The organism is Paraburkholderia humisilvae (assembly GCF_902859855.1).
In the GTDB taxonomy this organism is placed as follows: domain Bacteria; phylum Pseudomonadota; class Gammaproteobacteria; order Burkholderiales; family Burkholderiaceae; genus Paraburkholderia; species Paraburkholderia humisilvae.
On the sequence record NZ_CADIKH010000020.1, the window covers coordinates 51,313 to 71,713 of the forward strand.

General features: G+C 64.1%; 22 protein-coding genes. 6 read left to right on the top strand and 16 right to left on the bottom strand.

The window, feature by feature from the left end; genetic code table 11:
• Nucleotides 1-230: 230 nt before the first annotated feature.
• Nucleotides 231-1,226 carry an agmatinase gene (gene speB, locus HV796_RS21460; protein ID WP_175228518.1) on the bottom strand — a complete coding sequence of 332 codons (996 nt, stop codon included), beginning with the start codon at nucleotides 1,224-1,226 and terminating at the stop codon, nucleotides 231-233.
• Nucleotides 1,227-1,385: 159 nt separating this feature from the next.
• Between speB and HV796_RS21465 the strand changes: the two genes are divergently transcribed.
• On the top strand, nucleotides 1,386-2,318 hold the full coding sequence (locus HV796_RS21465) for a LysR family transcriptional regulator (RefSeq protein ID WP_175228519.1): 933 nt from the start codon (nucleotides 1,386-1,388) through the stop codon (nucleotides 2,316-2,318).
• A 7-nt stretch (nucleotides 2,319-2,325) separates the two neighbouring features.
• Here HV796_RS21465 and lolA read toward each other — a convergent pair whose 3' ends face one another.
• Together lolA and HV796_RS21475 are read right to left on the bottom strand one after the other, a co-directional pair.
• Entirely contained in the window at nucleotides 2,326-3,078 is a 753-nt protein-coding gene (gene lolA / locus HV796_RS21470) for an outer membrane lipoprotein chaperone LolA (RefSeq protein ID WP_175228520.1), read from the bottom strand.
• Between the two features lie 77 nt (nucleotides 3,079-3,155).
• A complete protein-coding gene (locus HV796_RS21475) occupies nucleotides 3,156-5,471 on the bottom strand; it encodes a DNA translocase FtsK (RefSeq protein ID WP_175228521.1) in 2,316 nt (771 codons plus the stop codon).
• A 487-nt stretch (nucleotides 5,472-5,958) separates the two neighbouring features.
• Between HV796_RS21475 and trxB the strand changes: the two genes are divergently transcribed.
• Entirely contained in the window at nucleotides 5,959-6,960 is a 1,002-nt protein-coding gene (gene trxB / locus HV796_RS21480; protein ID WP_175228522.1) for a thioredoxin-disulfide reductase, read from the top strand.
• 175 nt (nucleotides 6,961-7,135) lie between these two features.
• On the opposite strand, the gene HV796_RS44205 is transcribed toward trxB, so the two are convergent.
• Nucleotides 7,136-7,312: a methyl-accepting chemotaxis protein gene (locus tag HV796_RS44205; RefSeq protein ID WP_377692267.1), complete on the bottom strand. Its 177-nt coding sequence runs from the start codon at nucleotides 7,310-7,312 to the stop codon at nucleotides 7,136-7,138.
• A 171-nt stretch (nucleotides 7,313-7,483) separates the two neighbouring features.
• On the opposite strand from HV796_RS44205, the gene HV796_RS21490 reads away from it, so the two are divergent.
• Nucleotides 7,484-7,765: a DUF4148 domain-containing protein gene (locus HV796_RS21490; RefSeq protein ID WP_175228523.1), complete on the top strand. Its 282-nt coding sequence runs from the start codon at nucleotides 7,484-7,486 to the stop codon at nucleotides 7,763-7,765.
• Between the two features lie 97 nt (nucleotides 7,766-7,862).
• Here the strand turns inward: HV796_RS21490 and HV796_RS21495 are convergent, their stop codons facing one another.
• Nucleotides 7,863-8,420, bottom strand: a complete 558-nt coding sequence (locus tag HV796_RS21495; RefSeq protein WP_175228524.1) for a cytochrome b/b6 domain-containing protein — start codon at nucleotides 8,418-8,420, stop codon at nucleotides 7,863-7,865.
• Between the two features lie 37 nt (nucleotides 8,421-8,457).
• The gene (locus tag HV796_RS21500) at nucleotides 8,458-8,721 is read right to left on the bottom strand and encodes a PepSY domain-containing protein (RefSeq protein ID WP_175228525.1); all 264 of its coding nucleotides are present in this window, start codon (nucleotides 8,719-8,721) and stop codon (nucleotides 8,458-8,460) included.
• A 261-nt stretch (nucleotides 8,722-8,982) separates the two neighbouring features.
• Here HV796_RS21500 and mdtD point away from each other — a divergent pair, with 261 nt between their 5' ends.
• Entirely contained in the window at nucleotides 8,983-10,377 is a 1,395-nt protein-coding gene (gene mdtD / locus HV796_RS21505; protein WP_175228526.1) for a multidrug transporter subunit MdtD, read from the top strand.
• Between the two features lie 10 nt (nucleotides 10,378-10,387).
• Here mdtD and HV796_RS21510 read toward each other — a convergent pair whose 3' ends face one another.
• Both HV796_RS21510 and HV796_RS21515 read right to left on the bottom strand, forming a co-directional pair.
• A complete protein-coding gene (locus tag HV796_RS21510; RefSeq protein WP_246355971.1) occupies nucleotides 10,388-11,596 on the bottom strand; it encodes a hypothetical protein in 1,209 nt (402 codons plus the stop codon).
• Between the two features lie 8 nt (nucleotides 11,597-11,604).
• A complete protein-coding gene (locus HV796_RS21515) occupies nucleotides 11,605-11,856 on the bottom strand; it encodes a hypothetical protein (RefSeq protein ID WP_175228479.1) in 252 nt (83 codons plus the stop codon).
• A 204-nt stretch (nucleotides 11,857-12,060) separates the two neighbouring features.
• On the opposite strand from HV796_RS21515, the gene HV796_RS21520 reads away from it, so the two are divergent.
• Nucleotides 12,061-12,564 (top strand): universal stress protein, encoded by a 504-nt coding sequence (locus HV796_RS21520; RefSeq protein WP_175228527.1) that lies wholly within the window; start codon nucleotides 12,061-12,063, stop codon nucleotides 12,562-12,564.
• Between the two features lie 41 nt (nucleotides 12,565-12,605).
• Here HV796_RS21520 and HV796_RS21525 read toward each other — a convergent pair whose 3' ends face one another.
• The 8 genes from HV796_RS21525 to HV796_RS45430 all read right to left on the bottom strand — a co-directional run bounded on the left by HV796_RS21525 (nucleotide 12,606) and on the right by HV796_RS45430 (nucleotide 19,623).
• A complete protein-coding gene (locus HV796_RS21525) occupies nucleotides 12,606-13,313 on the bottom strand; it encodes a DUF899 family protein (protein ID WP_175228528.1) in 708 nt (235 codons plus the stop codon).
• 92 nt (nucleotides 13,314-13,405) lie between these two features.
• On the bottom strand, nucleotides 13,406-14,065 hold the full coding sequence (locus tag HV796_RS21530) for a glutathione S-transferase family protein (protein WP_175228529.1): 660 nt from the start codon (nucleotides 14,063-14,065) through the stop codon (nucleotides 13,406-13,408).
• 182 nt (nucleotides 14,066-14,247) lie between these two features.
• Entirely contained in the window at nucleotides 14,248-15,498 is a 1,251-nt protein-coding gene (locus HV796_RS21535) for a Zn-dependent hydrolase (RefSeq protein WP_175228530.1), read from the bottom strand.
• Between the two features lie 40 nt (nucleotides 15,499-15,538).
• Nucleotides 15,539-16,249 carry an MgtC/SapB family protein gene (locus HV796_RS21540; protein ID WP_175228531.1) on the bottom strand — a complete coding sequence of 237 codons (711 nt, stop codon included), beginning with the start codon at nucleotides 16,247-16,249 and terminating at the stop codon, nucleotides 15,539-15,541.
• Nucleotides 16,250-16,432: 183 nt separating this feature from the next.
• Complete coding sequence (locus tag HV796_RS21545) at nucleotides 16,433-17,308, bottom strand: SDR family NAD(P)-dependent oxidoreductase (RefSeq protein ID WP_175228532.1); 876 nt, start codon at nucleotides 17,306-17,308, stop codon at nucleotides 16,433-16,435.
• A 100-nt stretch (nucleotides 17,309-17,408) separates the two neighbouring features.
• A complete protein-coding gene (locus HV796_RS21550) occupies nucleotides 17,409-18,314 on the bottom strand; it encodes a ketopantoate reductase family protein (protein WP_175228533.1) in 906 nt (301 codons plus the stop codon).
• A 70-nt stretch (nucleotides 18,315-18,384) separates the two neighbouring features.
• Nucleotides 18,385-19,347, bottom strand: a complete 963-nt coding sequence (locus HV796_RS21555) for a YihY/virulence factor BrkB family protein (protein ID WP_246355972.1) — start codon at nucleotides 19,345-19,347, stop codon at nucleotides 18,385-18,387.
• Between the two features lie 150 nt (nucleotides 19,348-19,497).
• A complete protein-coding gene (locus HV796_RS45430) occupies nucleotides 19,498-19,623 on the bottom strand; it encodes a hypothetical protein (protein ID WP_281369814.1) in 126 nt (41 codons plus the stop codon).
• 201 nt (nucleotides 19,624-19,824) lie between these two features.
• Between HV796_RS45430 and HV796_RS21560 the strand changes: the two genes are divergently transcribed.
• Complete coding sequence (locus tag HV796_RS21560; RefSeq protein WP_175228535.1) at nucleotides 19,825-20,340, top strand: Dps family protein; 516 nt, start codon at nucleotides 19,825-19,827, stop codon at nucleotides 20,338-20,340.
• Nucleotides 20,341-20,401: the final 61 nt, after the last annotated feature.

Here is a 20,401-nt window from a genome sequence, read left to right on the forward strand (position 1 = left end):
TTGATTAACCGGTAGCATTGGCCGATAAAGCCATTGTGAAACAATTTAAAATCACTGTGAAACATCTGAGTATTGCCGAATGCAATAGTGTCAAATTAAATATCTCTGAATTAATTTTGCCTTTTTGTTGCGCCGGAACTTCGCGCATCACGCAAGGTATTCGCATCGCATTGCCGATGCGCGAAGTCGCTCTGTCGCTGCACGCAAGGCACACAGCTGTCTCTGCTCGGTCAACGCACTCTCGCAGCCCGATACTCGACGCCTGGCAGCACGCACAGCAGTTCGAATGCGAGGTTCGCGCCGAGCAGCGCCGTCGTGCCGAACGGGTCGTACGGTGGCGCCACTTCAACGAGATCCGCGCCGACCACATTCAGCCCGCGCGCCCCGCGGATAATCTCCAGCGCTTGCGGCACCGTCAGCCCGGCGATCTCCGGCGTACCCGTGCCCGGCGCAAAAGCCGGGTCGATTCCGTCGATATCGAACGTGATGTACACCGGCGCATCGCCGATCCGTTCGCGTACACGCGCCATCAGCGGCGCGAGCGACTGGTTCCAGCACGCTTCGGCCTGCACCACTTCGAACCCCTGGTCGCGGCACCAGTCGAAGTCCTCCGCCGCATAGCCAGTGCCGCGCAAGCCGATCTGCACGACCCGTTCGCAATCGAGCAGCCCCTCTTCCACCGCGCGCCTGAACGGCGTGCCGTGCGCGATCTTCTCGCCCATCATCGTGTCGTTGACGTCAGCGTGCGCATCGACATGAATTAACGCGACCTTGCCGTGCCGTCGGTGCATCGCGCGCAGGATCGGCAGCGCGATCGTATGGTCGCCGCCGAGCGTGATCGGCTTCGTGCCGTGCGCGAGGATCTCGTCGTAAGCGGTTTCGATGCGGGCAATGGAATCGTGCAGGTTGTACGGATTGATCGCGACGTCGCCGAGGTCCGCTACGCGCAGCGAATCGAACGGCGCAGCGCGCGTCGCCATGTTGTATGGCCGCAGCAGGACCGACTCGCTGCGGATCTGCCGCGGACCGAAGCGCGCGCCAGTACGGTTCGACGTGCCCAGATCGAACGGCACGCCGACGAAGCACGCGTCGAGGCCCTGCGGAGAACCGGCGTTCGGCAAACGCATCATCGTCGCGATCCCGCCGCAACGAGGCATCGCGTTACCCGACAGCGGCTGTGGGCGCTCGCAGGACAGGTCCGGGGAGATGAAGGATGATTGATTCATCGTAGTTCACCCATGAAGAGCGACGGAATGGACCCGGCACGCTTGAGCCCACTGTGGAAGAAAGCGACCGGGAGATTGCCTATTCTTGTGCGTTCGTTGCCAAGATAAAATGCAATCTCAAAAACGTTCACATCGTAATTCATCGATGTATTGCGTCCCATGCTGACTCCATCTGCTCCAGCCGCACTGACCGACCTCGATTTGCGCCTGATCCGCGTATTCCTCGCGATCGTCGACGCGGGCGGCGTGTCGTCGGCGCAAGCGACGCTCAACATCGGTCAGTCGACGATCAGCGCGCAACTCGCGACGCTCGAAACGCGCCTCGGCTACCGGCTTTGCGAACGCGGCCGCAGCGGCTTCAGCCTGACCGCGCGCGGCGAGCAGTTCGTCGACGCGGCGCGCACGCTGCTTGCCGCAGTCGATACGTTCGGCGCGCAGGCGCGCAGCGTGGGGCGCAAACTGGTCGGCACGCTCGCGATCGGCATGATCGGACACACGCCGACGTCCGCGAGCGCGCGGATCAGCGACGCGATCGCGCGCTTTCGCATGCGCGACGAATCGGTGCGCTTCGCGATTCTGGTCCGCTCGCCGGGTGAACTCGAGGAGCTGTTGCTGCGCGACCGGATTCAGGTGGGCATCGGCTACTTCTGGCACCGCGTGCCGTCGCTCGACTACCACGAGCTGTTTACCGAAGAACAGTTCGCCTATTGCGCAAAGGGGCACGCGTTGTTCACTCGAGCAGGCCGTATCAGCCCCGCCGAAGCCGCGCAATATCCGTGGGCTTCACGCAGCTACCCGGTGCCGGAGGCCGAGGCGGCGCTGCCGCACCCCGTGACCGCCGTCGCCGACAATATGGAAGCCGTCGCGATGCTCGTGCTGTCGGGCCATCACCTCGGCTTTCTGCCGGGGCACTTCGCCGAGCCGTTTGTGAAGGAGGGGATGCTCGCCGCGCTGAACCCGGCGCGGATGCGCTATCGGGTCGCGTTTCAGATGGTGGCGCGCACGCGGCAACATCGAACTGAAGTGGTCGACGCGTTCATCGACGATATGAAGGCCGCGCACGCATCGCGCGGCGCGGCGAGGTCAAGCTGAATAACGGCTAGCCGTTGATCACATCAGCGCCCTTGGGCACCGTGAATTTGAACGCATCCGCAGGCAGTGGCGGATTCTTCTGGATATTCGAAAACTTCAGCAGCGTCACGTTACCGAACACGTCGTGCAGTTCCATCGCCTCGAGGTTGCCGTCGCGAAAGCCGATGCCGATGCGCTGGAACTGCGTGTCTTTCGATTTCGGCACCAGTTCGAGCCAGTCGATGCCGGCTTTCACCCCCGCGTCCTTCAGCGTGAAGTTCTGTTCGAGATCATTGCTGCCGAACAGGATCGCCGCCGGACTCGCACCCAGCGCACCACCAAGCGAACGCACCGTGACCTGATTCAGGTCCTTGTCGTACACATACAGCTTGTCGCCGTCGGCCTGCAGCAGTTGCTCGTACGGCTTCTGGTACTGCCAGATGAACTTGCCGGGCCGCGCGAACGAGAACGTGCCGCTCGATACGGTATTGCCTTTCAGCGCCTGGGTCGACAGCGCGCCGCTCGCGCCCTGCGCGTTGCTCGGTGCGCGGACCTCGGTCTGCACGAACTCGCCGCGCGCCGAATGCACCTGCGAGACGAACTGCTTCAGCTGATCGGTGCCGCTGGCGAACGCCTGAGACGCGACCAGTAATGCCGTGCAGGCCGCGACCCAGCGCACGCCAGCCGACGCCCACACGCAGCGCCCCAGCAAGCACAGCAGGCCGCCGCGATCTCGGAAATGATCAAAGCGGGCGTTCCGCCCGCCGACGTAGTGCTGCATAAATCTCTCCGTGGATAAGACAGGAAGCGCGGCCCGAACGGTCGTGCGGCCGGCGATCAGTGAACGTCAGCCGGACATCAGTCGGCCTCACGCGCCGGTACGAGAATTTCACGGTTACCGTTCGACGACATCGCCGACACGAGGCCCGATTGCTCCATCTGTTCGAGCAGCCGCGCCGCGCGGTTGTAGCCGATCCGCAAATGCCGCTGCACCAATGAAATGGACGCGCGGCGATTCTTGACGACGATCTCGACCGCCTGATCGTAAAGAGGGTCCGACTCGCCGCCGCCCGCTCCGGTTCCCGCGCCTTCGGCCGACCCTTCGTCGCCTTCGCCGGCGGCGCCGCCTTCGAGAATGCCCTCGATGTAGTTCGGCTCGCCTTGCTCCTTCAGCTTGTCGACGACGCGATGCACCTCGTCGTCGGACACGAACGCGCCGTGCACGCGAACCGGCAGGCCACTGCCCGGCGGCAGATACAGCATGTCGCCCATGCCGAGCAGCGACTCGGCGCCCTGCTGGTCGAGAATCGTCCGCGAGTCGATCTTCGACGACACCTGGAACGCCATCCGTGTCGGCACATTGGCCTTGATCAGGCCGGTAATCACGTCGACCGACGGCCGCTGGGTCGCGAGAATCAGATGGATGCCGGCCGCGCGCGCCTTCTGCGCGATACGCGCGATCAGCTCCTCGACCTTCTTGCCGACCACCATCATCAGATCGGCCAGTTCGTCGATCACGACGACGATATTCGGCAGCCGCGACAGCGGTTCCGGATCGTCCGGCGTCAGGCTGAAAGGATTCGGAATCTTCTCTTCACGCTTCGCCGCGTCGTCGATCTTGTTGTTGTAGCCGGCGAGATTGCGCACGCCGACCTTGCTCATCAGCTTGTAGCGGCGCTCCATCTCGGCGACGGTCCAGTTCAGCGCGTGGCCCGCCTGGCGCATATCGGTGACCACCGGACACAGCAGATGCGGAATGCCCTCGTAGACACTCATTTCGAGCATCTTCGGGTCGATCAGGATCATGCGGACCTGCTCGGCGCTTGCCTTGTACAGCAGCGACAGGATCATCGCATTGATCCCGACCGACTTGCCCGAGCCAGTCGTGCCGGCGACCAGCAGGTGCGGCATCTTCGCGAGATCCGCGCACACCGGATTGCCGCCGATGTCCTTGCCGAGGCCCATCGTGAGCGGCGACGCGGCATCCGCGTAGACGGTCGAGCCGAGAATTTCGGAGAGGCGCACGGTCTGCCGGCGCTGGTTCGGCAATTCGAGCGCCATGAAGTTCTTGCCCGGAATCGTCTCGACGACGCGGATCGACACGAGCGACAGCGAACGCGCGAGGTCCTTCCCGAGATTGACGATCTGGCTGCCTTTCACGCCCGTCGCCGGCTCGATTTCGTAGCGCGTGACGACCGGCCCCGGATACGCGGCGACCACGCTCACGTCGACGCCGAAGTCCTTCAGTTTCTTTTCGATGAGGCGCGACGTGAACTCGAGCGTGTCGGCAGAAATGGTTTCCTGCGTGGCGGATGCCTGATCGAGCAGCGCAATCGGCGGCAGCGTCGAGTCGCCGGGCAGATCGGTGAAGAGCGGCACCTGCCGTTCCTTTTCGACGCGCGCCGACTTCTCCGGCGTGATGACCGGCGGCACGATCGTCACCGGCTCGTGCTCCTCGATCTTCACGCGACTCTGCTCAACCTTGCCTTCGCGCTTGACCGCGGCCGCTTCGCCGGCCTTGCGGTCGCGTACCGCTTCGCGGCGCAGCCTCGCGAAGGTCACCGCCGAAATGATCGACTCGCCGACGCGCTCGGCCACCGACAGCCACGAGAAGCGGAAATACAGCGACAGGCCGATTGTGAGCGCGAGCAACAGCGCGAGCGTGCCGCCGGTGAAGCCGAGCGCATGCGACACCGCGCGTGCGACCGCCTCGCCGACCACACCGCCCGGCGCACGCGGCAACTGCACCTTCAGCGACCACATGCGCAAGGCTTCGAGGCCGTTGCTCGACAGCAGCACGAGCACGAACGCGCCCGCTTCGGCAAGCCACGTATGATCGCGCGGCGCGTCTTCGTCGAGTTCCGCGTGCCGGGTGATGCGGCGATAGTTCGCGGAAATGCGCCGCGCGATCAATACGACCCACCAGTAGGCGGAGAGGCCGAACAGCAGCAGCAGGATGTCGGAAGTCCAGGCGCCGACACGGCCGGCCCAGTTCGCGATGTGATCGACCTGCGCCGCATGCGTCCAGCTGGGATCATGCCGGCTGTAGCTGACGAGAGCCATCAGCAGGAAAACGCCGAGCGCGACCTGCAGAATCCAGCGGATTTCGGTGAAAAGGCGCGACATCCGGTGAGGCAATGCCTGCGCACTCGCGGAATAGGTAGCTTTTGCCATTGATCCTTAGCGTGTGCGACCGGTGCCCGGCCAGCACGGCCGCGCCCGTTTGGGCGGGGCCCGCAGCGCGCCGGTCGGGCCGCCGGTCGTTGATCGAGGGCTATTGTAAACGCACTGCTGCGCGCAAGGCTGTAAATGACGGTAACCGACAACACCTGGCGCCGGTTCCGATCGGTTCAGTGGACAAAACGGCGCAAGCGGGCGGCAAACCAGTGTCGATCGCGCATACCGTGGCGCCCCTCGGTGGTATCAGGCAGCAACCCGGCAGAAACCCGCAGCGGCCGCGCCGGTTTCACCCGCGCGCCCGGCCCCGGCGCTGCTGCAAGCGCGCGCGTTCCCCCACGGGCCTATCGGTCCGATCGCAAAGCTTGATGAAGCGGCGAGAGGTCGCGGCCTTTATAATGCCGGTCTAACTCCTATCTACTGTGCAACAGCGGCCATCCGGCTTCGCACCCGCAAAGCCGGACGCTTTTTACGGATTTCGATCATGCCAGCCTCCTCGACAAAACACGCAAAGGTCCTGATTCTCGGTTCCGGCCCGGCCGGCTACACGGCGGCGGTCTATGCGGCGCGCGCCAATCTGTCGCCGGTGCTGGTCACAGGTCTCGCGCAGGGCGGGCAACTGATGACCACAACCGACGTCGAAAACTGGCCCGCCGATCCAAGCGGCGTGCAGGGTCCGGAACTGATGCAGCGTTTTCTCGAACACGCGGAACGCTTCAAGACCGAGATCCTCTTCGACCATATCCATACCGCGAAGCTGAACGAAAAGCCGATCCGGCTGATCGGCGATTCCGCTGAATACACGTGCGACGCACTGGTCATCGCAACCGGCGCGTCCGCGCAGTATCTCGGCCTGCCGTCCGAAGAACTGTTCATGGGCCGCGGCGTGTCGGCCTGCGCGACCTGCGACGGGTTCTTCTACAAGCAGCAGCATGTCGCGGTGGTCGGCGGCGGCAACACCGCGGTTGAGGAAGCGCTCTACCTCGCCGGTATCGCGAAGAAAGTCACGGTGATCCATCGCCGCGACAAGTTCCGCGCCGAGCCGATCCTGATCGACCGCCTGCTGGAGAAGGAAAAGGAAGGCATCGTCGAAATCAAGTGGAACCAGGTGCTCGACGAAGTGAAGGGCAACGACGGCGGCGTCAACGCGGTGCGCATCAAACACACCCAAACCGGTGAGACCACCGATATCGAACTGCAGGGCCTGTTCGTCGCGATCGGCCACAAACCGAACACCGACATTTTTGAAGGGCAGCTCGAGATGAAGAACGGCTACATCGTCACGAAGAGCGGACTGCAAGGTAACGCGACCGCAACCAGCGTGCCGGGTGTCTTTGCCGCCGGCGACGTGCAGGATCACATCTATCGGCAGGCTATCACCAGCGCGGGCACCGGCTGCATGGCCGCGCTCGATGCGCAGCGCTATCTCGAGAGCATTCACGAGTCGATCGGCGAGCGCGCGATGAGCGCCGAAGCCGAACGCTGATCCGCAACGGCGCGGGCGCCGCGCCTGTTTTTCCCCGCGGTTCGTAAGGGCTGTTGCCTGACAAGGCATCAGCCCTTTTTGCATCTGACGCATCGGCACGCGATCCGGAACACGCCGACCATCCTGCTCATTCGCTCGGCCTGCTCGCGCAGCGACGCCGCCTCGACTGCGGCATTCACGCCAGAATATTGGTCCGAAATTCAATTCCCTCGATCACACCGATGATGTCGGCAATCTGCTGCGAGCTGCCGTTGATCTCATCCATCGTTAGCACGACCTGCGAGATTACGTCGTGGCCCGTCTGCACGACACGCGCAGCATCGCGCGCAAAAATGGGTGACGCTTCGCTCAACGATCGACACCCGAAGCGAGTGCGATTCGACCGGAAGCATTCGTTTCCTGAGATGTTGTGAAAGAGGCCACGCTATTCTCGATTCGAGACCCGTGAGGACAACGCTCGAAGACAACGAGACGGCGTCGTGCTTGTTGTGTTCGCAACCGCTTGAAGGAAAGGAGAAGATTGATGAAGAACATCCGTCTCGTCACAACAGTATCCGTCTGCGCGCTCGCAATCGCCGCCACGTCTTTTTCAATGAGCGCTCATGCGCAATCATCGGAAACCACGCGCGCACGGGTCAACGCCGAACTGGCGCAACTACAGTCAGCCGGTTACATCGGCGAAAAGGTGACCTATCCGAACCGGCTGCAAGCCACGCAAGCGCGTATCCAGGCGCTGAACGCGGCGCAGTCGAACAATGCGGCCGGCGGTTATGGCAGCGCCCCACGGGGTAGTGCGCCGCAGTGAGGTGACCCAGTCGATCCCATCAGAACGGGGACCTATCGGTCAACCCGCAAAGGTTCAGGCAGCCAACACGCGACCCGTCACGCTGCCTTCGCGAACCTTAGCGCTCGCGTTCCGCCGTGTTCCCGGTATGCCGCGCATGTCGACGCTTGTAACCGGTTACCATCGCGGCAATCAGATTCTCGCGCGTCCAGACACTCATCACGACTGCCGCCGCGATATGAATACACACGCACGCTTCGAGCGCGATCGCGAGTGACGTGTGAATGACCTGCGGCCAGTCTTCGCCCCAGAATGCATCGAGCCGCATCAGCCAGCCGGTGAATGCCAATGCAAGCACAAGTGCCCACAGCACGAGCGCCATCACACCGCCAAGCGGGTTGTGCGACAGATGATGCAAGGGCCTGCCTGCTGCAAGCGAACGCCAATATGCATGCAGATGCGAGCGCGTGGGCCACCACGCGGAAAAGCGCGCATAGCGTGTGCCGACTAAACCCCACACGATACGCAATCCCACCAGAGCCGCGGCCGCATAACCAAGCTTGCGATGCAGCGGATCGGTCGGGCCGAACAGATCCCAGATAACAATGCCCGCGACCGTCCAGTGCGTGAAGCGCACCCACCGATCCCAGATTCTGATTCGAGCGGCATCGGACATCGCGGGCGTAGAAAAGAGAGGCGCGTTCAGTCGAGTGTTAATCGATTTCCGACTTCACGACATCAAGCGTTTTGGTGTCGAAATAGATTTCGACCTTCTTGCCTTCCTTGTTGCTGCCGTAAATCTCATAGCAGTTGCCGTCGACCTTGAACTTCCTGATCTTGTAGCCCTGCCCTTCGAGTTGCGCGCGCGCGTCGGACTCCTTCATCCATTGGTCTTTCGGATGCGCGGTGCAGTCCGCTTTCGCGAACGCCGCGCCGGAAACACCAAGCGCCGCAATCAGCGTCATCAGCTTGAGCATCTGCAACCTCTTCGTTAGTTAATCGAAAGATTAATGTGCCATGGATAAGAACAATTCTCAATGAGACAATTCAACAACGGGTGAGAGATACGTCCTGGCGTTCGAAATGTGTTAAGCGGGTTTTCCATAAACGCGTTTGCCACTATCATGTCCGGACTTTCGCCGATGTCGCGTCGTCCCGCCCACTCGTGAGGCCGGTCCCAAGCGACGCACCTTTCGGCTAGCCTACGGCGCGCCAGACGCCCGCCCAACCGCTTCCAGATGAACAAAGAGTCCACGCACACCGCGTTGTTGTGGATCGTCGCCACCGGCTTTTTCATGCAGGCGCTGGACACGACGATCGTCAACACCGCCTTGCCTTCCATTGCCCGCAGCCTGGGCGTCCCCGCACTGGCCATGCAGCCGATCGTCGTCGCGTACACGCTGACGATGGCGCTGCTCACCCCCGCATCCGGCTGGCTCGCCGACCGTTTCGGCACGCGTCGCGTCTACTTCATCGCGATCCTGCTATTCGTGATCGGTTCGCTATGCTGCTCAAGCGCGCACACGCTCAGCCAGTTGATCATCGCGCGCGTGCTGCAAGGCGTCGGCGGCTCGATGCTGCTGCCAATCGGACGGCTCGCGGTACTACGCACGATTACCGGCGAACAATACGTGTCCGCGCTCGCGCTGATCTCGGTCGCGGGCCAGGTCGGCCCGATCCTTGGCCCGACGCTCGGCGGCTGGTTCGTCCAGGCGTTTTCGTGGCACTGGATCTTCCTGATCAACGTGCCGATCGGCGCAGTCGGCCTGATCGCGGTGAGCCGCTATCTGCCCGACGGCGCATCGCGCGATGCACCACGCTTCGACCTGACCGGTTGTGCGATGTTGTCGCTCTGCATGGTCGCGTGCTCGCTCGCGATCGACGTGCCGATGCGAACGCATCGCGTCGACTGGTCCGTCGGCCTCTTCGTGCTGGGCGTCGCGGCCGCGCTCGCTTACGTCTTATACGCGCGGCGCGCGAGCCATCCGCTCTTTCGTCTCGGCCTCTTTCGCGAACCCAATTTCAGCGTTGGACTGCTCGGCAACCTGATCTGCCGGATCGGCTCGAGCGCGGTGCCGTTCCTCGTGCCGCTGATGCTGCAATTACAACTCGGCTACACGCCTCTGCATTCAGGGCTGATGATGCTGCCTTCCGCGCTCGCGGGCACCATCGCGAAACGGTGGATTGCGCCACTGATTCGCCGCTTCGGCTATGAAGCGTTCCTGCTCGTGAACACGTTGATCGTCGGCGGGTCGATCGTTGCGTTTGCACTCTTTTCACACGGCACGCCGCTCGCGGTCGAGATCGCGGTGCTCGCCCTCTTCGGCGCGGCAAACTCGATGCAGTTCGCCGCGATGAACAGCGTGACGTTGAAAGACCTGTCGATTGCCGACGCGGGCAGCGGCAACAGCCTGTTTTCGATGGTGCAGATGCTGGCGATCGGCCTCGGCGTATCGATCGGCGGCGGTCTTGTGAACCTGTTCACCGATCAATGGGGCTCGGCCGCGTTGGGCTTCCGGTTGAGCTTCGTGTGTGTCGGCGTGATCACGCTGGTTTCGGCGCTGGTGTTCCGGCGCATCGACAAGGAACCGGCACGCCCGGTGCCGCTTCCGACACGCGCGGCGCAGCGTTGACGCACACGCGCTATCGTCCGCAACGATCCGCCGCGGAAGCGGGCCGCATTGCCTTCAGATCGAAATCCGCTTCCTTGGGTCCCTGCTGCGTCAGCGTGACCCAATGCAGCGCAGTCGGCGATCGAACCAGCCCGATGCTGCCCACCTCACCCCATTTGACCGGTGAGCGTTGCGTGCCAGCCAGCTCGATTGAACCCGGCGCGAGCTTCAGATCGAGCAGGCGCCCATCCTGAGCCGGCGCATACGCATGGTCGCCGACCACGGCGATGCTGGACTCGCGCACCGACGCGGGCATGCAGGCGAGCGTCGCGGTCGTCGCACCCGTTTCGTCGAGCAGTTGCGCAAAGCCCTTGCCGTCGAAGCCGGTCGCGACCACCAGAAAACGATCCAGCGCCGGCACGTACGCAGCCGCATACGTGTAGTAACGCAAGTTCGGCGACAGCACGCGCGCGTCACTGAGCGTTCCATCGTCCGCATTGAATATCGCGGACTTCAAGCGTGCATAGGTCGCGCCCGGCACGTACTGCTGCCAGATCAGCAATGCACGCGTCGGCGACCCCGCGATCATCGGCCACCACTCGCGCACACGCGGCGCGACGTCGACCGACCGCAGCAACGTGCCGTCCGCGTCATAGGTCTTCAGGTAAACGCCGTTGCCCGTACCGAGATTGTCGACACCGCCGCCATCGACCCAATCGTCCGAATAAAACACCACGAAGCGCGAGCCGACCGCCGCCGCATGCCCGGAATGCCCGCCCGATTTGACGTCGACCGGGTACGGCTTCACCGCTTGCAGATCGGACGTATAGACGCCGTAGCGCTGGCTCACTTCGTTCGGCGTGTTCCACCCGTCCTCGAAGGTGACCATCACGCGGCCGGTGTCGTTCTGCGCGATCGACACCGGTTCCTGCGCTTCAGGACGGCTGATGAAAATACGCGGCGTGTCGAGACTGGTTTGCTGCGGCGACCAGTGCGCAACATACACGTCGTGCGTCCAGTTGCGGTCGCGCCCAGGGCCACGCGGCGGCAAGCCTGAACTGCTGAAGAATACCCACGTGCCGCCTTGCCCATCGCTTGCCGCGCCGATGCCATGCATATACGAGCGCGGATCGACCGCCGCTGCCCGCGCGCGGCTGGTGCCCTTCGCAGCCGTCGCGGACACGGGGAAAAACCACACACAGACGCCGAGCAGCGCGGCGACGGCCAGCACCTTTCGCATGTCGGAACTCACTCGACGGTGAAGGACTTCGCGAGATTGCGAGGCTTGTCGACATCGGTGCCTCGCGCACAAGCCGTTTGATACGCAAGCAGTTGCAACGGCACGACATGCACTATAGGCGACGGCGGCCCATTGTGTGCAGGCAAGCGGATCACGTCGACGTCTGCCGCATCAAGCAGTGCACGACACTCACGACGCACGGTCTCGCCGCGGCAAGCGACGATCGCCGCGCGATGCAAACCGCGGCGAATCGATACCACGGCATGCCATGCGCTCTGTGCGCTCGCACACAGAGCGCGAAGGCCGTGAAAATTTATCTTCTCGCTCGCGATGCCCGGTTCGATTGATTGTCGGGGCCTCTAATTTTTCGCTAATTCGCCGCGCGGATCATGCACCCACGGCTTAAGCAAGCCGACCGGCAAAACCCGAGATCCATGCGGTACGACATGTTGGCGAGGCCCCAAATGTACGAGCACATTCTGGTAGCAGTTGGCACCCGTTCCGATTCCATCACGCTGGAAGCGGCAATCCGGCTTGCGCGCGAAACCGGCGCACGGCTCACCGCACTACATGTCGTGGATCCGGTGCCGCCGTATGCGGGTGTAGCCACTTACGACTTCAGCGTCACGCTCGACGCGTTCGAAGCGTATGGGCATGCGGTAGCCGAACGCTGCGTCGCGGCCATCCATCAGGCCGGCTGCGAAGGGGACGCGCGCACCATCGTGCTGCCGATGTGCGGCAGCACGATGGGACGCGCGATCGCCAGGCATGCGCGCGAAATTGGCGCAGACCTGCTGGTGATCGGCAATCGCAAGCGATCCTTCTGGAGTCTGTTCCGCGAGAACCTGTATAAGGAGTTGCTGCGCCACACCGACACCCCTGTGCTGGTCGCAACCGACGCGCTGCCGGCCGCCTCGGGCCGCGCACTCGCGCTGCGGCCGCGCTACGTGGAGACCGTCGACGCATGATGTGGCATCCGTCAGGCGAGCGCAGCGCGCAGCACATGCAATCAGCGATACTCGAGCTTCGGATACCAGTCAGTGCCGCGCCCTTCGGGTGTCAGGTCGAGGATCGTCCACAGCGGCATCGGGTCCGGCGCGCCCCGCGGGTCCTGTCCAGGGTCGGCGGTCGCGAAGCCCATTTCGCTACCCCAGAAATGCTGGATCGTGCCGGCGCGGCGCGTAAACACATTGAGCGCGGGTTCATCGCCGCCTTCCTCTGAAATCGCGTGGTAGTCGCGGCTGTAGTGGCCGTTCAGGTCCGAATACAGCTTCAGGTCGCGCCAACCGCGCGCCTTCGTAAACGCGACGATCCGCTCGAGCGGCGAGCGCGCGATCACGGCCATCGCGACGCGTTGCTGAACATCGGCCGCCTCGCCGTCCCACGCGCTCAGCATCGACGTGCACATCGGGCAAGGACGCTCGCGCTGCGGACCAAACATATAGCTATAGACGACCAGCGTCTCCTTGTCTCCGAACAGACCCGCGAAATCGACCGGACCCGGCTCGCCCTCGAAACGATAGTCGCCGGTCACCGCGCCACCAGGCGGCAATGCGCGGCGCAATGCGGCGACCCGCTCGATATGCCGGCGCAGTTCGATTTCCTCAGCGAGCAGTGCGGTGCGGGCGCGCCGATAGTCGGCGCTTTCGTTCGGGAACGTCATCGTGTTGCGCCGTGCGAGTTCGACGGCGGGAACCAGGCTTGTGGCGTTGGCCATATGCATCTCCTCAGACGGGACCCGTTGAACCGGGCGACGCCGCTCGCGCGGGACCGGCCGGCAACGGGCATCAGGCACGCATCGATCGGATCTCAGTCGCGCTGCGGTGCGCCCAGCGGGAAAAGCGGCCGGTACGGCCGCGCTTCATCGACAGCACGCGCGAACGACGGCCGCGCAAGCAGCCGCTGCCGGTATGCGATCACATGCTCAAACGCCGCGCCGATCCGATGCGTCCAGTCCGCATAGAACAGCGCAGGCGCGGCCGCACAGTCGGCCAGGCTGAAGTGCTCGCCGGCCGCCCACGTGCGCCTCGCCATCGTACGATCGAGCCAGCTGTAAGCGGTGTCGAGCATATGGCGCGCATCGGCGACGCCGCGCGCGTCACGCTCGGCCTCGGGCCGCAGGCTATCGAAGACGATTTTCTGCTGCGGCGTCGACACGTAAAGATCGAAGAAGCGGTCCATCTCGCGCACCTCGAGCGCCGCGCGGCGATCGTCGGGGATGAGCGTCACCGGGCCCGGATAGTGCAGGCCCAGATACTCGATGATGATGGTCGACTCGGTGACCGTGCGTCCCTCGTCGACCAGCAAGGGAAAGCGCCTGATCGGCCAGAGCGCGGCGAATTCTTCGAGCACCTGCGGGTTATCCGGCGACAGCGTGCGCCATTCGAACGGCGTGCCGTTCTCATACAGCGCGATCAGCACTTTCTGGCAGTACGACGAGAAAGGGTGGGCGTAGAGCTTCAGCGTCATCGTGGGTCACCTCCAGGTGAACGTGCAGGTTCATCAAGTGTTCTGACTAACGACGAACGAAGCGGGACGAAATCGACAATCGCCCGAAAAAATCCGCAAAACGGGGCGCGCCGGCCCCCGTCCAGCCCGGGGGTTCGGCCCGGGGTTCGGTCCGCAGTTCAGCCCCGCCGGCTCCCGCAAACCTACCGGTTCCCTGCCGCCTCCAGCAGGATCGACGCCGCGGCGGCAGCGGCCACCTGGCACCCCAGCACGATATGTTCGTCAGCGGTGTCTTCGATGAAGTCGTGACTAACGCCCCCGATACTCGGTACGAATAGCATGCAGGCCGGCAGATGCGCGGCGAATAATTGCGCATCGTGCGCGGCGCCGCTCGGCATGCGCACCCAGCGGCCTGGCGATACAGCCTGCGCGGCGCGCGCGACATGCTCCTGCATGGCCGGGTCCATTGTCACCGGTTCGATCGCTGCGTCGAGCGTCTCGAGCACGACGCCGACCGGCCCGCGCGCATCGAACTCGCGCACGAGCGCGGCGAGCGCCGTCTCCATCGCACGCAGCCGGGCTGCGTCGCCATCGCGGAACTGCAGATACAGATCAGCCTGACCCGGCACCACGCTGAGCGAGCCCGGATCGAGGTCGATACGGCCGACCGTCCACACGGTATCGGCATCGGCAAGCGCGCGAAACGCGTCGTCCATCCGCGCGATAAACGCGACCAGCGTCGCGCCGGCGTCGCGGCGAATCGACATCGGCGTCGTGCCCGCATGGTTGCGCTGACCGGTAAAGCGCACGCGCAGCTCGCGCATCCCGACGATCGTCGTGACGACGCCGATTGCATTGCCGCTCGCTTCGAGACGGCCGCCCTGCTCGATATGCGGCTCCAGATAGCCGATATGCCGTGCGCGCTCAAGACGTACGCGCGGCCGGCCCGCCAGCCCGGCCGCCTGTAGTGCGTGGTGCAGCAGTTGGCCGTCACGGTTGCGCGCGCAACGGATGGCGTCGTCAACCGATGCGTCGTGCTCGCCGCCGATGAAGCTGCGGCTGCCGAGAAATCCGGAGAACGTGCCCTCTTCGTCGATCCACGACGCGACGTCCAGCGCGAGATGCCGGGTATCGTCGCTTTCGGCAAGCGCGCGTGCGACTTCGAGTCCGTAGATCACGCCGAGCGCGCCATCCAGCCAGCCACCGGTCGGCTGCGTATCGGTATGCGAGCCGATCAGCAGCGCGGGCCCCGGCTTGCGCGACCGGCCCAATACATTGCCGACGCCGTCGATCTGCGCGTCGAGCCCCGCATCGTTCATCCGTTCAACGAGCCAGCGGCGCGCGTCGATGTCGATCGGCGACAGCGAAAGGCGCACGACACCCGGCCCGGTCGCGCCGAAGCTGCGCAGTGTGCGCAGGTCGCCGAGCAGGCGCTCGGGGTTGATGGTCGGCACAGGTCATTTCTCCTTTAGCGTGGGTAGGGACAGCGCACCGTCATTCCGGCGTCGGCTCGACCTCGGTACCGGACCAGCTGATGCTCGACACGCCCTTTTCCATGCTGATACGGCTGGCCATCAATTCAAGCTTCGCCTGATCCTTTGGATGCATGCGTACCGTCGCGGTGACTTCGACGCGCGGCGGGGCGCCCTCGACGTCGCGGCTCGTCAGGCTCTGGAACGACAACGGTTGCGAGTACATCGAGTTGGACAACAGCGTGCGGATATGAATTTCGTCCTCCTCGCGGCACACGACGGTGATCACGTACTGGCGGATCAGATCCGCGCTCGCCACCGGCGTCGCGTTGATCATGCGGCTCAGGTCGCGCAGCACGGTATTGGCCGCGAGCACGACGAGCGTACCGGCGAGCGCCGGTCCGTAGTGGCCGCTGCCGCACAGCACGCCGACCGCGGCCGCGCACCACAGCGTGGCCGCGGTGTTGATGCCCTGGATCGAGCCTTTGTCGCGCATGATCACGCCGCCGCCGAGAAAGCCGACACCGGACACCACATAGGCGGCGATCTGCGTGACGCCGGCGCTGCCGTTGCCCGTCAGCACACCCAGCGTCACGAACAGGCACGCGCCGCTCGCGACCAGCGTGATGGTGCGCAGCCCCGCGGTGCGCTGGCGCATCTGCCGCTCGAGGCCGATCGCGACACCGCATGCGAACGCGGCCAGCAGCCGCCAGACGAAGTCGGCAACAATCATGTGTGCAATGGGTATGAATAAGATGACGGCGCGGCGTGTGACGTCACGTCACGCGAACGATAGCCTGGAGTCGGTGGGTTGCGCCAGTGCGCGGTGCCGCGACGCGCAAAAAGCAGACGCGGGCGGCCACGATGGCCGCCCGCGCGGGACAATTGAAAGACGCTGCGTCAGCGTATCAGGCGCTCAGCGCTGCTTGATAAATGCGTCGAATGCGGCCGCGTAGTCCGGATGCCAGCGCGACAGCGCCGGCCGGTTCTCGACAATGTCACCGGCCGCCCACAAAATGCGCCGCTCGTCGAGCGAGCGCGGCACGTCGTTGTCCGGGCACAGAATATAGAAGTCACCCGCCGCGAGCCGCTGCATCATGAAGTCGACGGTCTGCTCCGGCGTCCACGCACCCGCCGGCTTTTCGGTGCGCTCGCGCCGCGTCAGGTCGGTGAACACAAAGCCGGGAATCAGCAGGTGCGCGCTGAGCTTACTGTTCGCGGTATTGCGCAATTCATGCTGAAGCGCTTCGGTGAACGCTTTCAGGCCCGCTTTCGCGACGTTGTAGGCGGGGTCGCCCGGCGGCGTCGTGATGCCCTGCTTCGAGCCCGTGTTAATCACCAGCCCAGGCCGGCGCCGTTCGATCATCTCGGGCACGAAAATCTGCGCACCGTGAATCACGCCCCACAGATTCACACCGAGCACGCGCTGCCAGTTGTCGTCGGGGCCGAATATCGTGCTGCCCGGCTGAATGCCTGCGTTGTTCATCAGCACGTCGGTGCCGCCGAATCGCTCGCGCACGGCTACCTGCAGACGGCGCACGTCATCGGCGCGGCTCACGTCGGTCGGCTGCGCGAACACGTCGTCCTTGCCGTGCGCGGCCAGTGCGGCGACTTCGTCGACCGCGTGCGCGAGGCGCTCGGCGCCAAGATCGGCGATGCACACGCGCAGTCCGAGTTGCGCGAAACGCCTGGCGGCGGCAAGGCCAATGCCGGCAGCGCCGCCGGTAATAACAGCGACGGCACCTGGTGTGAAAGCGGAATGAACGGTGGGATGGGTGGCGGAATCAGTCATCGGGAACCTCGTGGGCGCGGGGGCCGCGACACCGGTGCCGCGGTCCCGGTTCAAGTCAAGCCATGTGGCCGACGATGCTAGCACGAAGCATCGCCACGCATCATGCGACCGCGTCGCCCTCGCGGCTTTCAACCAGCTTGACGAGCGTATGCAGCACGCGATTGACCGGCGTCGGCACACCACGCGCGGCGCCACGCCGCACGACATATCCGTTCAGATGATCGATCTCGCTGCGCCGGCCACGTGCGAGATCCTGCGCGGTCGACGAATACTGCGTAGCCATCGTCGCGGCGATGCGTCGCACCGCCGCGTCGACGTCGCCGGGAATCACGACCTGATCGGCCTGTGCGACCGCGACGCACTCCGCCACGACATCGCGCATCACGTCCGTCACGCCGTCGCGTTGCACGAGCTCGCCGTACGGCAGGTGCGCGAGCGCGGACAGCGCGTTATAGGCGCAATTAAGGATCAGCTTCGCCCACAGCGCGCCGCGCACGTTGTCGGAAATCTCGGTCGGCACGCTGGCGTCGATCAGCGCGCGCGCCACGGCATCGCTCGTAGCCGACGGCTCGATGACCAGTTCGCCGCGGCCGTTATGCTTCACATGGCCGGGCCCGGCCATGCCGGCCGCGACGTAGACGACGGCCGCCGCCACTTCCTGCGCAACTTGCGTGCGCAGACGTTCCGCGTTGTCGACGCCGTTTTGCAGCGAGACAATCAGCGCATCGGGCGCGAGATGCGGCTGCAACTGCTGAGCGGCGCTTTCGGTATCAGTGGACTTCACGCAGAACAACACGAGTTGTGCTCCGGCTGCCGCGTGTGCATCGGTGCTCGCCGCGACGCGCACGCGTTCATCGAAGCTTTGCGTCTCGAGCCGCAAACCGTGCGCGCGAATCGCGTCGACATGCTGTGCGCGGCCGATCAGCACGACGTCATGGCCCGCGCGCGCGAGCATGCCGCCGTAATAGCAGCCGACGGCGCCCGCCCCCATCACCGCGACCTTCATCTGTGCCCCCTCGAAGAACTTGCGATGTGCGATGAAACAGAAACGGTAGCACAACAGCGCACCCGGCGAGCTACCCGGTTCGCAGCGGCGCGGGCGGCCCGGGCGGCCTGTTTGGTGACGAGCCGCCCGCCGCAACGCTGAGGTGCTCGTATTCGGCAATCAGCTGCGCGCCGAACAGCAGTAAGGTCGCGAGGGCTTCGAGGCTAAACAGCACGACAATCGCGGTCGCGAGCGAACCGTAGACGACATTGACCTGCGACAGCGTCGCGAAGTACCAGACCAGCACACGCCGCGTAATCTCCCACAACAGCGCGGCGGTGACCGCGCCCATCAGCGCATGACGCAGCGTCGGCCGACCGACCGGGATCACAAGATAGATCGCGGTCAGCACGAACACCTCGCCCGCGACGCCGAGCAGATAGAGCACCGTGCGCACCGCGCCGGTCAGCGAAACAGCATGGCCGAACAGCACGATATGGTCCGTCGCAACGGCCTGCAGGCTGCTGGTGACAAGCGTCACAATCAGTACGCCAATACCGAGCGACACGCTAAAGCAGTAAGGGACGAGTGCCGAAACGAGGAAATGCCGGCGCCGGATGGCGACGCGATGCACGAAGATAATTGAAAGCGCGTTCTCGAGCACGGTGAACGCAAGCGAACTGAAAAAGATCATCGTGACGAGCAGCACCCAGCCGACCACCACGCGATGCGCAACGAAGTTCGCGAGTTCGTGCACAAGCGCGTTCGATTGCCCCGGAATCAGCCATTCAAGCAGACGCGCAACTGCATCGAGCAAGCGCTGCTCGCCGACAAAATGCGAGAACGCAATCGCGACGAGAATCAGCAGCGGAACGATCGACAGCAGTGCGTAGTACGCAACCGCACCCGCGAGCAGCAAACCCTGGTTCGCGCGAAAGGCTTTCAATGCGCCGAGCACGAAGCGCGCCGGATGGGTCGCGACGAAGCACAGCGCGTCATTGCGTCGCGCATTGCGCAGCGCGTCGTGCAGCGCGTCGTGCAGCGTCGTCATCATGCGCTCCCACGGTGAAGGGCCAATACACCGGCAAGCGACAGCGGCTACGCGTTTGTAAGGCTTACGTGGCGCGCATGAACGCGCTCTTCACGCTCATCCGCGCGGTGCGATGTCGGTATTGCACGGTGTCGGTCTATGTGCGGCCCACTATCATCCCAACTGTCGCCCCCGCTTCGCACGCGGTGTCGCGGCCTTGCCGGCGGTCTCGTCCGCGTCGTCCTGCGGCACAGCGTCTTCGAGCTGGCGCTTTTTCGATTGATCAGCTGAAACGGACATTGGCGCCCACACGTTTGACCGCACAGCATCTGCCATACCCAACCACGCCTGACGAGCCGCAGCAACGGCGGTAACATGAAGGCCGACACGCGCTGCAATGCGGGAGATGTGGAACACAAACTGCTTGCACCGTGCGATTGCGCCGGCACAACGTGCCGGCGCCACTCCGTTCATCACGCGACTCAATCGAGGAAAATCCCCATGGCTCACACCACTGAAAGCAAGCCTGTCAAAGCCGCGTTGCACACACCGTCCGGACTTTCGCAGCAAGCCACGACGCGGGTAGCCGAGGCGCTCAACCCGCTGCTCGCCGACACGTTCGCGCTCTATCTGAAGACGAAAAATTTTCACTGGCATATGTCCGGGCCGCATTTTCGCGACTACCACCTGCTGCTGGATGACCAGGGCGAGCAGATCTTCGGCATGACCGACGATATTGCCGAACGCGTGCGCAAGGTCGGCCAGACAACGTTGCGCTCAATTGGCCATATCGCGAAGCTGCAACGCATTCGCGACAACGATCAGGCATTCGTCTCGCCCGAGGACATGCTCGCCGAGCTGCGCGACGACAATCTTGCACTGGCTGCGTGGATGCGCGAAGCGCATCAGGTCTGCGACGAAGCGGGCGACGTCGCGAGTGCGAGTGAACTGGAAAACTGGATCGACGAAACGGAACGCCGCGCGTGGTTCCTGTTCGAGGCGACACGCAAAGAGTAAACGACGCCGCGCACGACGCGCGAACGGGCGCACCGACGCAAACGTCGCGTTGCGCCCGTGC